This is a genomic window from Pseudomonas costantinii, from assembly GCF_001870435.1.
In the GTDB taxonomy this organism is placed as follows: Bacteria; Pseudomonadota; Gammaproteobacteria; order Pseudomonadales; family Pseudomonadaceae; genus Aquipseudomonas; species Aquipseudomonas costantinii.
This window is the reverse complement of record NZ_MDDR01000005.1, coordinates 273424-286248: the sequence shown is the minus strand read 5'-3', so window position 1 is coordinate 286248 and position 12825 is coordinate 273424. Positions and strand designations below refer to the sequence as shown.

General features: G+C 61.1%; 11 protein-coding genes. 6 read left to right on the top strand and 5 right to left on the bottom strand.

From position 1 onward, the window contains the following. The first annotated feature begins 180 nt into the window (after window positions 1–180). The gene (locus BFL40_RS03375) at window positions 181–1182 is read left to right on the top strand and encodes an ABC transporter substrate-binding protein (protein WP_071482509.1); all 1002 of its coding nucleotides are present in this window, start codon (window positions 181–183) and stop codon (window positions 1180–1182) included. Window positions 1183–1239: 57 nt separating this feature from the next. Here the strand turns inward: BFL40_RS03375 and BFL40_RS03370 are convergent, their stop codons facing one another. Next, the gene (locus BFL40_RS03370) at window positions 1240–2160 is read right to left on the bottom strand and encodes a LysR family transcriptional regulator (protein ID WP_071482510.1); all 921 of its coding nucleotides are present in this window, start codon (window positions 2158–2160) and stop codon (window positions 1240–1242) included. 182 nt (window positions 2161–2342) lie between these two features. Between BFL40_RS03370 and BFL40_RS03365 the strand changes: the two genes are divergently transcribed. Next, complete coding sequence (locus BFL40_RS03365; protein ID WP_071482511.1) at window positions 2343–3248, top strand: TauD/TfdA dioxygenase family protein; 906 nt, start codon at window positions 2343–2345, stop codon at window positions 3246–3248. A 25-nt stretch (window positions 3249–3273) separates the two neighbouring features. On the opposite strand, the gene BFL40_RS03360 is transcribed toward BFL40_RS03365, so the two are convergent. Then, window positions 3274–4881, bottom strand: a complete 1608-nt coding sequence (locus BFL40_RS03360) for an alkaline phosphatase family protein (protein WP_071482512.1) — start codon at window positions 4879–4881, stop codon at window positions 3274–3276. 125 nt (window positions 4882–5006) lie between these two features. After that, entirely contained in the window at window positions 5007–5951 is a 945-nt protein-coding gene (locus BFL40_RS03355; protein ID WP_071482513.1) for a LysR family transcriptional regulator, read from the bottom strand. Window positions 5952–6106: 155 nt separating this feature from the next. On the opposite strand from BFL40_RS03355, the gene BFL40_RS03350 reads away from it, so the two are divergent. Beyond that, window positions 6107–8422: a TonB-dependent receptor gene (locus BFL40_RS03350; protein WP_071482514.1), complete on the top strand. Its 2316-nt coding sequence runs from the start codon at window positions 6107–6109 to the stop codon at window positions 8420–8422. Here BFL40_RS03350 and BFL40_RS03345 read toward each other — a convergent pair. Next, window positions 8419–9591 (bottom strand): CynX/NimT family MFS transporter, encoded by a 1173-nt coding sequence (locus BFL40_RS03345; RefSeq protein ID WP_071482515.1) that lies wholly within the window; start codon window positions 9589–9591, stop codon window positions 8419–8421. The genes BFL40_RS03350 and BFL40_RS03345 overlap by 4 nt on opposite strands. Then, entirely contained in the window at window positions 9578–10039 is a 462-nt protein-coding gene (locus BFL40_RS03340; RefSeq protein WP_071482516.1) for a nucleoside deaminase, read from the bottom strand. The genes BFL40_RS03345 and BFL40_RS03340 overlap by 14 nt, the downstream gene beginning before the upstream one ends. Window positions 10040–10145: 106 nt before the next feature. On the opposite strand from BFL40_RS03340, the gene BFL40_RS03335 reads away from it, so the two are divergent. From BFL40_RS03335 to BFL40_RS03325, 3 genes are all read left to right on the top strand, one after another. Next, window positions 10146–10997 carry a LysR family transcriptional regulator gene (locus BFL40_RS03335; RefSeq protein WP_071482517.1) on the top strand — a complete coding sequence of 284 codons (852 nt, stop codon included), beginning with the start codon at window positions 10146–10148 and terminating at the stop codon, window positions 10995–10997. A gap of 240 nt (window positions 10998–11237) precedes the next feature. Next, a complete protein-coding gene (locus tag BFL40_RS03330; protein WP_071482518.1) occupies window positions 11238–12050 on the top strand; it encodes an energy transducer TonB in 813 nt (270 codons plus the stop codon). 51 nt (window positions 12051–12101) lie between these two features. After that, complete coding sequence (locus tag BFL40_RS03325; protein WP_139213569.1) at window positions 12102–12824, top strand: MotA/TolQ/ExbB proton channel family protein; 723 nt, start codon at window positions 12102–12104, stop codon at window positions 12822–12824. Window position 12825: the final 1 nt, after the last annotated feature.

Genomic DNA, 12825 nt, shown 5'->3' with positions numbered 1-12825 from the left:
CATCCAATGCATTCGGAGAATATTTTCGATGCTGTTTATGCATAGCCCTCTGGAGCCTGCGTTTTAGCTCGCATAGTCCAAAAAGCTATTAAATTGTGAATTTATAGTATTTAAAGTTTTGACTCGGTTGTGCCTACTTTCTGCTCCCCAGGCGACCCTCGCCCACAAGGAGCTGCGCTTATGAAACTGCCCTTCAAACGTCTGATCACCCTGTTCGCGGGCACCGCCCTGGCCGGGTTGGTACACGCTGCCGACCTCAAGGAAATCCGGATTGCCGTGCCCGATCTCAGCGCGGGCAGTCAGCACAGCGGCGGCGGTATAACGGACGTGTTGCGCCAACAGCAGATCTTTGAGAAAGCCTTCGCCGATCAGGGCATCAAGATCCAGTGGAATTACTTCAAGGGCGCAGGCCCGGTGATCAATGAAGCCTTCGCCAATGGCCAGGTGGACCTAGCCTATCTTGGCGATCTGGCGGCGATCATCGGCCGCTCCAATGGCCTGGATACTCGCTTGCTCAGTGCCACGGCACGCGACGTGAAACAGTACCTCGGTGTGGTGCCGGGTTCCGGTATCAAGACGTTGCAAGACCTCAAGGGCAAACGCGTTGCGGTGTTTCGTGGCACGGCCAGCCAGTTGTCATTCGACAGCGCGTTGGCCAGCCAGGGCTTGAGTGAGAAAGACCTGAAAGTTATCAACCTGGACTTCAACGCTGCCGGTGCCGCGCTGGCCGCCAAGCAGATTGATGCCACCTGGGGCGGTGCGAACTTGAGTGCATTGCAAGCCAAGGGCTTGGCTGAGCTGCCGCTGACCACCAAGGATCTCGGAGGAGCGGGCAGCATCCAGGCGGTGCTGGTGGGCAGCGCCAAATTTGTCGATGAGCATCCCGAGGTCATCACCCAACTGCTCAAGGCCCAACAGCAGGCTGTGCAATGGCTGACCGATGACAACAACAAGCAGGCTTACATCGAGTTGGTGTCGGGACTGGCGAGTTATCCACCGGTGATCCTGAGCAGTGATTTGAAAAACGAGAAACTCAGCGAGATTTTTCCATCGACTCTGGACCCGGTGTTCCTTGGAAAATTGCAGGATGCGGTGGATTTGGCTTCGAAAGAAAAGCTGATTCGCAAGTCGTTTCAGGTGAGTGATTGGGTGGCGCCGAATCTGGCGGCTGCCGGGCTCTAAGGTTTTTGGCGACCCGATCATTCCCACGCTCTGCGTGGGAATGATCAATGAGGTCCTTTAAACCGCCACACTAACCTCCTGGCGGTCCACCTCCACCAACGTCTCAATCATCGCCTTCGCCGCCGGCGACAAGCGTGAGCCGGTGCGGCTGACAATCCCGCACCGCGCACTCATGGTCTCCAAGTTCTGCGGCAGGTTGCGCCAGTGCAGCAGCACCAGCGCGCCCCTGGCGATGTCTTCGGCAAATGCTTCTTCGGTGCCTACGCCGATCGCGTTCGACTGCAACACGATCTTCACCAATGCCGGAAAATGCTCGGTCTGAATACTCGGCGAAAAATCCATGCGCCCGCTGAGGTTCGCCAACAGTTTGCGAATGCCCTGGGAGATCAGCGGCGACGCCAGCGGGTAGTCAAACATGTCGTTGGTCGACAGGCTGTCCTTGGCCAGCAACGGGTGCCCTGGGCGGCAGAAAAACACCCCGCGCTTGGGCGTCAGCGCACGGGTCTGGAAGTTCGGATCGTTTTCGAACTGGCGAATGTCGGCGATAAAAAATTCGATCTCTTCACGGCTCAGGGCGCGGCTGAGTTTTTCCCAGTTATCCACCTGGAAACTGGTGCGGATTTTCGGGTGGGCGCTGATAAAGCGCGCCACCGCATCCGGCACCAGTTTTACCGCAGGCGCCGGGCCGGTACCAAAGCGCAGGTCGCCGGCGTCGAGTTTGGTCATGCGCGTGACTTCACTGCTCAGCAAGGCGGCGCCATGTACCAGGCTCAGGGCGTGTTGCAGCACCACCTGGCCCTCGGGCGTGGGGCGCAAATCCTTGTTGCCGCGGTCGACCAGCACGCAACCGAACTCTTGCTCCAGCCCCTGGATGCTGCGGCTGAACGCGGGTTGCGTGATGCCCATCGCGTCCGCCGCGCGGACAAAACTGCGGTGTTCGTTGAGGGCGATGAAGTACCGCAGTTGGCGAAGATCCATATGCTTTCCCGGCATCTGAAAAATAGGTCGAAGGCATTTGCGACCGAGGGAGCTGAGGTTTTAAATGCAAGCTCTTATTCCGTCAACGAAGCATTTGTTCACTTGCTAGACCTAAATTGCATATGAATAGAGCGTTGCTGGAAAGCGTCCCCATCATCAGCAGGCACCAGAGGGTCATCACAATGAGCAACGCCGCATTAGCTGTTCAACCCATCGCCCAAGCGCTGGACATCCACCCGGTTGCCGGCCGCATCGGCGCCGAGATCCGTGGCATCAAACTGTCCGGTGACCTGGATGCCGCCACCGTCGAGGCCATCCAGCAGGCGCTGGTGCAGTACAAAGTGATCTTCTTTCGTGAGCAAACCCACCTCGATGACCAGCGCCAGGAAGCCTTTGCTCACCTGCTCGGCGAGCCGATTGCCCACCCGACGGTACCGGTGCGTGACGGCACGCGATTCCTGTTGGAGCTCGATGGCACCCGTGGCCAGCGTGCCAACTCGTGGCACACCGACGTGACCTTCGTCGACGCCTACCCGAAAGCCTCGATCTTGCGTTCGGTGCTGGCGCCCAAGTCCGGTGGTGACACGGTGTGGGCCAACACCGCCAGTGCCTACAACGACCTCAGCGCCGAGCTGCGAGTGTTGGCGGACAACCTGTGGGCGGTGCACAGCAACGAATACGACTACGCCGGACGCAAGCCGGATGTGTCGGCGGAAAAGCTTGAGGAGTACCGCAAAATATTTACCTCGACGGTGTACGAAACCGAGCACCCGGTGGTGCGTGTGCACCCGGTCAGCGGCGAGAAAACCTTGTTGCTGGGGCACTTCGTCAAGCGCCTGAAAGGCTACTCCCAGGCGGATTCGACACAGTTGTTCAACCTACTGCAAAGCCACGTTACCCGTCTGGAAAATACCGTGCGATGGCGCTGGAGCGCGGGCGATGTAGCGATTTGGGATAACCGCGCCACCCAGCACTACGCGGTGGACGACTACGGTACTCAGGAGCGCATCGTGCGTCGGGTCACGCTCAAGGGTGATGTGCCGGTGGGCGTGCAAGGGCAAACCAGCAAAACCACCAAAGGTCTTTAAGCGAGCACAGGTCCAAATGTGGTGTTTACCAGACGCCTATCTGCACCACTTTCTCCGCCTCCGGCTCACCATAACGAAACCGTTGGCCACGTAGATCGATTTCTGTGTGGCTGATGGTGGTGCGTCGCTTCAGCCCGCGCAACCATTCGAACAGATAACCCAGGTGGGTCTCGCGTACCTCGGCATACGCCGGATCGGTGCCCAGGTCGTGTAATTCCTGCGGGTCGTTTTCCAGGTCAAACAGTTGCGGTCGGAAGCCGTCATAGGCCAGGTATTTCCAGCGCTCGCTGCGCACCATGGTCATGCGGCAGCGGTCGATGGGTTGCTCCAGGCGCTCGCGGGCCGGGGCCTGGAAGGCGTAGTCGTATTCGGCGATGGCATAGTTGCGCCAGGGGGTGTGTTCACCGTGCAGCAGCGGGATCAGCGAGCGGCCTTCTAGGCGATGGTCGGCAGCGGGCAGGCCTAAGGCATCGAGGAAGGTCGGCAGGGCATCGATGGTTTCGACAAGACGCGCGTCCACTGTGCCACGGCTGATATCGGCGCTGGCGCGTGGGTCGCGCACGATCAATGGAACGCCCACGGCAGGCTCCAGCAGAAATTCTTTTTCGCCGAGGAAATGATCGCCGAGGAAGTCGCCGTGGTCGCTGGTGAACACGATCAGCGTGTCGTCCCAGCGGCCGTTGCTTTGCAGAAAGTCGAACAACTTCCCCAATTGATCGTCGATCTGTTTGATCAGGCCCATGTAGGTTGGAATTACCGTGAGCCGCACCTCGTCACGGGAAAAATTCAAACTCTCCTGATGCTGCCGGAACGCTTGGTACACCGGGTGGTCGCTGGCGTTTCCAGGTTGAATGGGCGCTTGGATGTGCTCTGCGCCATACAGCGCGTGATACGGCGCCGGTGCAATATAGGGCCAGTGCGGTTTGATGTAGGACAGGTGCAGGCACCACGGTTGCTCACCTTGCTCGTCGATAAAGTCGATGGCGCGGTCAGTGGTGTAGACGGTTTCCGAATGTTCTTGCGCCACGCGTGCGGGCAACCCGGCGTTGCGCATGTGCCAGCCGCTGAGCACTTCGCCGCCTTCGCCCTCTGCGGCGTTGGCCCATTCATGCCACGGGTTGGTGCCGCTGTAGCCTTGCTCGCGCAGGTAGTGGGTGTAGGGCGCGGACTCGCGTTTGTCGTCGAACAGCGGGCTGTCGGGATAGATGCCGTCGTGACGGAAATAGGCATCGAACCCGACTTCATTCAGCGGCTCGGCCTGGGCGCTGTCGGGGTCGATGTTCAAGCGCTGCAAGGCATCCAGATTCGGCGTGGCGTGAGTCTTGCCCACTAACGCAGTGCGGATGCCGTGGGGGCGCAGATAATCGCCAATCGTCAGCTCTTCCAGCGGCAGTGGTACTGCGTTCCACGCTACCTGGTGGCTGCTGACATAACGCCCGGTATACGCCGACATCCGCGACGGCCCGCAAATCGTGCCTTGGGTGTAGGCGCGGCTGAAACGCACACCGGCAGCGGCCAGCCGGTCGATATTCGGCGTGTGCAAATGGGCGTGGCCATAGCACGACAGGTAATCGCGGCGCAGTTGGTCGCACATGATGTACAGCACGTTGCGCACGGGTTTTGGTTGAGACATGGGGTTTCACCGAACGGAGGACAGGCAGCGTTTTTCGCCGCTCGGATGGGGTGCTGGCAAGTGCATTCGGGGACTGGGTTTTATGCAGTGAGTGCATGGGTGCGGCTGCCAGCGATAGCGCCAGGTCAAACAGCGACATTCTCCAGCGCGCACACATCCTCATCTTGCTCATCAATCTGTTTGATTTGCTCGATCATCGCCTCCGCCAACGGTGACAACCGATACCCCGCACGGCTGACGATGCCATAGCGGGTATACCGTTCCTCCAGGTCCTCAGCCAGCCCATCAATCTTCAAACACACCAGCTCACCCCTCGCCATGTGCAACACGTCACTGTTGGCGCTGACGATACCGATAGCGTCGGAGCGCAACACCACGCCCATCAGGCTATAGCCGTTTTCGCATTCCACATTCGGCAGGTAATCGGGGCGACCGCTGAGGTCGACGATGACCTTGCGCAGGTTCGGCGGGCGAATGGTCACGGCCAGCGGGTAACTCATCAGTTCGGCGGCGCTCACGCTGTCGCGCCCGGCCAACGGGTGACCGGCGCGGCAGCAAAAATACCAACGGCGCGCGCGCAGGCGGTGGGTGTGGTAGTCGGGGTTGGCTTCGAAGTGGCGGGTGTCGGCGACGAAGAATTCGAACTCTTCGCTCAGCAGGCGTTTGCTCAGGCTTTGCCAGTCATCCACCTGGAACTGTACGCGGGCCTTGGGGTAACGCCCGATAAAACTGCCGATGGCGCGGGGGATCAACCCGGCCGCCGGTGCCGGGCCACAGCCGAAGCGCAACTCACCCGCCTCCAGGCCATTGAACTGGCTGATCTCGTTGGCCAGTTGCTGCGCGCCGCTGACCAGACGCCGCGCATGTTCGAGCAGTACCTGGCCTTGTTTGGTCGGCGCCAGGTCCTTGCGCCCGCGATCTACCAGTTGGCAACCGGCGCTGTGTTCCAACGCCTGGATGCTGCGACTGAACGCCGATTGCGACAGGTTCACGGCCAACGCCGCCGCGACAAAACTGCGTTGTTCGGCGAGGGCGATGAAGTGGCGAAGCTGGCGCAAATCGATATGCATTTTTCACATCAAAAATATCGGGGAAATGCATTGGCTATGCATTAGGTCGACTCCTTATAAAGGCTATCTCTTATGCAGTAAATGTTCGTAAAAACATAAATAAATAACCTAAGGGAATATCGGTTGTTGGATATTTCCGGGTTCCGGAGCCGCTTATGAGTCTGTTGAAGTCCTTGCCCCTGGCCATGTTGGTGGCCGGTAGCACCAGTTGGTCGCCGACCCAGGCCGCCGAAACACCCGCGCCGGCAAGCAAGGGCGAAAATGCCAGCGGCCAGCTTGAGACGGTCACCGTGACCGCCCGGCGGCGTACCGAAAGCGCCCAGGAAGTGCCGACGCCCATGAGTGTGATCGGCGGCCAGGCGCTGGAGAGCCAGCGGATTTATCGGATTCAGGATTTGCAGCAACTGGTGCCCAGCGTCAACGTCGCCTATATGCATGCGCGTCAATCCAGCGTGTCGATTCGCGGCCTGGGCAACAACCCGGCCAGCGATGGCCTGGAAGGCAGCGTGGGGCTGTACATCGACAACGTGTACCTCGGGCGGCCGGGGATGGCGGTGTTTGACTTGATGGACATCGAGCAGCTTGAGGTGTTGCGGGGACCGCAAGGTACGTTGTTCGGCAAAAACACCACGGCGGGTGTGATCAATATCAGCACCCGCGCGCCGAGTTTTACCCCGGAGCGCAGCATCGAAACCTCGTTGGGCGAGGACGGTTATTTCCAGACCAAGGGCACCCTTTCCGGCCCACTTACAGAGGATTTGGCGGGGCGCTTCTCGGCCTATCGCACGCGCAGCGATGGCGACATCAAGAACGAATACGACGGCCATGATCTCAACGGCGGCTCACGCCAGGGCTTTCGTGGGCAACTGCTGTACAAGCCCAGCGAGACGTTCAACGCGCGCTGGATTGGTGACTACAACGAGGAAGATTCCAGCGCCGGCACCCGCGTGCTGTACAGCACCGGGCCGACCATCAACGGTACCAACCTCTATCAATCCCGGGCAGCGGCGGCGGGGGCGACATTGGTAGATGGCACCCAGCGCAAGGTCAACCTGGACAGCGACCAGCACGTCACTGTGTTCCAGGGCGGCACGTCGCTGGAGGCCAACTGGACCCTGCCAAGTGACTTCACCCTGACCTCGGTCAGCGCCTATCGCTGGTGGAATTTCACCCCACGCAACGATGACGGTCTCAACGTGCCGGCAGCCTACAACGCCGGCGTGTCGGTGGAAGATAAACAGTGGTCCCAGGAGTTCCGGTTGGCCTCGCCTACCGGTGGTTTCTTCGATTACGTGCTAGGTGCCTATTACTTCGGCAACTCGCTGGATAACAAATCCTTCGCCTATTACGGACCCAAGGCCGATATCTGGAACGGCACGCCCACCGGCGCGCTGAATAATGTGAGCAGCGTCGGCAACGGGCATATCCGCACCGACAGTTTTGCGCTGTTCGCCCAAGGCACTTGGCACCTGACCGAACGTCTGGATTTCACTGCCGGTTTGCGCGGCACCTATGAAGAGAAAAGCGCCTGGGTCACTCGCAATGCCCCGGTGGGTGGCGCGACAGTCACGGGCGCTGCGGCCACCGCGCGGCGTGGGCGTGCCGGTGCGTATGACTCGGGCGACCTCAATCAGTACAGCGCCACGCCGTCGGGGCTGCTGAACCTCAGCTATCACTTCAACGAAAACCTGCTGGGCTACGCGACCTTGTCCCACGGCGAAAAATCCGGCGGGGTCAACTTGGCGGTGGGGTCTGCGCCGACTGCCGGGGCCGACTCATTGCTGATCGGCACCGAGCGCGCCAATAACGCCGAACTCGGCTTCAAGAGCACGCTGTGGGACCGTCGCTTGCAGCTCAATGCCAACCTGTTCTGGACCCAGGTCAACGGCTACCAGACCAATGCCTACGACCAGGACAACCGTGTGCAGTACCTGACCAACGCCGGGTCGGTGCGCTCGCGTGGCGTTGAAGTGGAAAGCACCTTGGTGCCGATCAAGGGCCTGACGCTGAACCTCAACGGCTCGTTCAACGATGTGCGTTACCTGTCTTACAAGGATGCGCCGTGCCCGCCGGAAGTGAGCCTGCGTCCAGGTGCACCGGCGTCATGCGACCTGACGGGCCATCAAGTGGTCGGTGCGTCGAAGTGGATCGCCAACGCAAACGGTGAGTACAAGTGGAACCTGGATAACGGCTTAGAACCTTACGTGACCGCCAGCTATGCGTTCCGCTCCAAGGCCGTGGGCACGGTTGAGGATTCCAGCTACGGGCAGATTCCTGCCTACGCGGTGGTTAACCTGTCGACGGGCCTGCGCGGCAACTATCAACAGGGGCAGTGGGATGTGTCGTTGTGGCTGAAAAACGCCTTCGACAAAACCTACTACACCACCCTGTGGACCGCCTCGAATGGCGGCTATGAAGGCCTGCTGGGCACGCCCCGCACGTTGGGTGTGACAGGGCGTTACGACTTCTAACCGGGCACGGCGGCGGTGCGGTAGGTGGTCGGGCTGAATACTCGCGTCACCACCAGCATCGCCACCGCCGTCACCGTCAGCACTACCCAGGCGCTGGCGAAATTGCCGGTGAGTTCGCGCAGCCAGCCGGTCATCCACGGCGAAATCGCGTTGATCAAAAAGCCCACGCCTTGCACGAAGGCCGCCAGTTGCCCGGCTTGCCGAGGGTCGCGATGGTGGTCGAGGGTCAGCAGCAGGCTCAGGGCAAAACACGCGCCCAGGCCGAAGCCGGCCAATGCCACCCACAGATGCGGAAAGTGCAGCGGCGCCAGCAACAGGCCGAGGTAACCCACAGTCTGCGCCAGCAGGCTGATACCGAGCAGTGGGCGTCGGTCGATACCGCGTTGCGCCAGCACCGGCATCAACAGCGCAGCGATCACCTGGAAAATAGTCATGAACGCCAGCAACGACCCGCTGGGCAACACGCCCCAGCCCAGTTGCTGATAGTAGGCGGGTAGCCACGCCACCATGCTCATGTAGCCGCAATTCACCAGGCCGAAGTACAGCGCCAACAACCAGGCGCGGCGATTGCGCAGGCCCTTGAACGCGGGGATCACTGTGGCGCTCTTTGCCGCACCCAGCGGTAAAAAAACCCACAGCAACAACGCAGCTAACGCCGGTAGCAGCCAAATGCCCAACCCCGCCTGCCATTGCTGAAAATGCGTGGCTACCACGGGGCTGAGCAGCGCCGCTAATCCGCCCCCCGCCATCAACGACGCTGAGTACACGCCCATCGCCACCGGCACACGGTGATGAAATTCGCGCTTGATCATCGCCGGCACCAACGCCTGAATCAGCGCCACACCGGCACCGCCAAGCAATGCGGTGACCAGCAGCGTCGACGCCTGCCCCATCAGCCAGCGCGCCAGGCACGCCAGCAGAATCATCATCAAGCCCAGGGCGATGCCGCGCCGTTCGCCCAGTCGCGCTTCCACGCGTATGCCGACCAGCGCCACCAGGCCCATGCACACCACCGGCAGGCTGGTGAGCAGGGCGCTGCTTTGGAAGCTCAAGCCGGTGGCCTGGCGAATCTCGCCCAACAGTGGGCTGATGGAGCTGAGAAGCGGCCGCAGGTTCAGGCCGAGCACCACCAGCAGGCCCCAGCCGGCGAGGGATTTATTGAGGGTCATGCAGGGTTTTCCACTGGTGGTACAGGTGGGTCATGGCTGGGTCTGGCAGGTGCTGGCTTGGCAGGCGTTGCTCGTTCAGCGGCAAGCCGAGCTGTTGACCAATCGTCGCCGTCGACAGGCCGAAAGGCTCGGCCATTTCATTGCTGGCGGCAAACACCACCCGTTCTACGCCGCACAGGTACATGGCGCTCAGACACATCGGGCAGGGCTGGCCGCTGGCGTAGATCACGCAACCCTCCAGGCGCGCGCCGAGCTGTCGGCTCGCCGCGCGGATCGCCAATAACTCGGCGTGGGCGGTGGGGTCCTGGGTCAGGTGGATTTCATTCACGGCTTCCACCAGTACGTCGCCGTTGCGCGTCAGCACCGCGCCAAACGGCCGGCCACCTTGAGCCACGTTGGCGTGGGCCAGGGCGATAGCGCGTTGCAGATACTGTTGATCGTCGCTCATGAAAGTCCCTCTGGGCAGGATGGAGGGTGAAGTATGGGCAGCCGCCAAGGTATTCTGAAATTAAATATAACCATGCTAACCAGTGGTAAACAGAATGGTGACGCCCATGTTCGATCCCGTGCTGTTGCGCAGTTTTGTCGCCGTAGTGGACTGCGGCAATTTCACCCGCGCCGCCGAGCGCCTGCACTTGACCCAATCCACCGTGAGCCAACAGATCCGCCGCCTGGAAGAGGTGGTGGCGTGCCAGTTGCTGGATCGCGATCAGCGCCGTGTGGTGGCCACCGCAGAAGGTGAACGCTTGCTGGCCTATGCACGGCGCATCCTCGCATTGCATGAAGAGGCCGCCGACGTGTTGATCAACCAGCAAAGCGACGGCGTGTTGCGCCTCGGCGTGCCGGAGGATTTTGCCGCCGAACGACTGATGCCGTTGCTGTCGGCGTTTGTCGTGGCTTACCCACGGGTACGCCTGGAAGTCACCAGTGGCCTCGGCCCTGAATTGCAGCGCCAGTACCGTGGCGGCGAGTTCGACGTGCTGCTGGTCAAGCAGATGGGTGACAGCGACGACTGCGTGGCCTCGTGGCCGGAACCGTTGTGTTGGGTAGACAGCCGTAGCACGCCGTCCCTTAGCCGTGACCCGCTGCCATTGGTGGCGTTTCCGGTGGGCGGCTTGTATCGCAATGAAATGCTCCATCACCTGGAAGTGGGCGGCTGGCGTTGGCGCATCGGCTATTCCAGCGCCAGCCTGGCCAGCGTGTGTTCGGCGGTGGCGGCGGGGTTAGGCATCAGCTTGTTGCCGCAACGGGTGGTGCAGGTCGGGCATGTGGTGCTGGGCGAAGACAGTGGTTTGCCGGCGATACAGGGCGTACGGCTGGCGTTGTATGGCCGCAGTGGCTTGGGTGCGGCGGGGCAGGCGTTGCAGGACCAATTGCTCAATTTATGCGCAAACAGCCCACGCTGATCCATGCCTTTGCGGAATATTTTGTATGCCTTAAAAGCATTGAAAAACAGCGCCTTTGCTCTAGGCCACGCAGGACGTGGCTTTGACGTTTCTGGATGTTTCGTTTATTCAATTTAGGTCTATGTATAACTTTAAAGATTACTTTAAGAGATAAGCGTCTGGCCCCGATGATTCAGCCCTCGACGGCCTCCCACGCAGGCCTGTCGGTTTTTTTGTTTCAAAACCGTAGGGAGTGAATCAATGGGCAATGTCCAGACCGCCGCCAGTGCACAAGAGGCGCAGTGGCGCCAGGCACCGAGTGGTGAGTTGGTCGACCTTGGCCGGCCGCACCGCGCGCCGTTGGGGCAACAGCGTTTGCAGCAAGCCCCGAAGCGCTTCTCGAGTCGTCGCGAAGGGATTCTGCTGGGGTTGCTGGTGCTGGCCCTGCACGGTGCGGTGATCTATTGGGTGAGCCAGAAGCCCACCCCGGTGCTGCCGATTGTGCCGCCGGAAATTCCGCCGATGACCATCGAATTTTCTCAGCCGGCGCCGCCGGTGGTTGAACCGCCACCGCCTGTGCCGCCACCACCACCGCCGCCTGTGGTCGAGCCACCACCACCGGTCGTGGATGAGTTGGCCGCCAAACCGGCGCCGCCTAAACCGATTCCAAAACCCAAACCAAAGCCCGTGCCGAAGCCTGAGCCCAAGCCCGCACCGAAACCGGTCGAGCAGCCGCCCGCACCACCGACTCCAGCGCCACCTGCACCGCCAGCTCCGCCGTCGCCAGCGCCGGTTACACCGGCTTCGGCCAACGCCGCTTACTTGAAAAATCCGGCGCCCGAATACCCGTCACTGGCCCAGCGCCGGGGTTGGGAAGGCACGGTGTTGTTGCGGGTGCATGTACTGGCCAGCGGCAAGCCGGGTGAGATCCAGATTCAGAAAAGCAGCGGTCGCCAGCAACTCGACGACGCCGCACTGACCGCCGTGAAGCGTTGGAGCTTCGTGCCGGCCAAGCAGGGCGAAGTGGCGCAGGACGGCTGGGTCAGCGTACCGATCGATTTCAAGATTCACTAACTATTCGGCTGCGGTGTGTTGGACACGCCGCGACCTGCACAGAGGGAAAACATCATGGCATTAGCATCTCCACTTGAATCCATCGAAAGCGCGGTGATCTGGCTGCTGGTGGTCTTTTCGGTCGCCACTTGGGGCCTGGCTTTATTGAAGGGCGTGCAGTTCGGTCGCCTCAAGGCGCAGGATCGCAAATTCCACAAACAGTTCTGGGCGGCGTCGAGTCTCGACTCTGCCGCCGAACTGGCTGAAACCCAGCCCGGCGCTGCGGCACGGGTGGCCCAGGCCGGTTATGCCGCGATCCAGGTGGGCGATGCGCCGCACGCTGCGGACTTGAGTCAGGCGATTAATCACCAGGACCGTCTCGAACGCGCCCTGCGCCAGCAGATCGTACGTGAGCGTCGCTCCCTGGAAACCGGTTTGGCCGTGGTCGCCAGTATCGGCAGCACCTCGCCGTTTATCGGCCTGTTCGGCACCGTGTGGGGGATCATGGAAGCGCTGAAGGGGATCAGCGCGGCCGGTTCCGCCAGCCTGGAAACCGTGGCCGGCCCGATTGGTGCGGCACTGGTCGCCACCGGCGTGGGTATCGCCGTCGCGGTGCCTGCGGTGCTGGTTTACAACTACTTCCTGCGTCGCCTGAAGCTGACGGCTGCCGACCTGGACGACTTTGCCCACGACTTCTACAGCCTGGCGCAGAAGAACTCTTTCCGAGTACTGCTGCACCCGACGCTGAACAAAACCGCTGCCGGCAACCCGCAAAAAGTGAAGGAGGCGTCCTGAG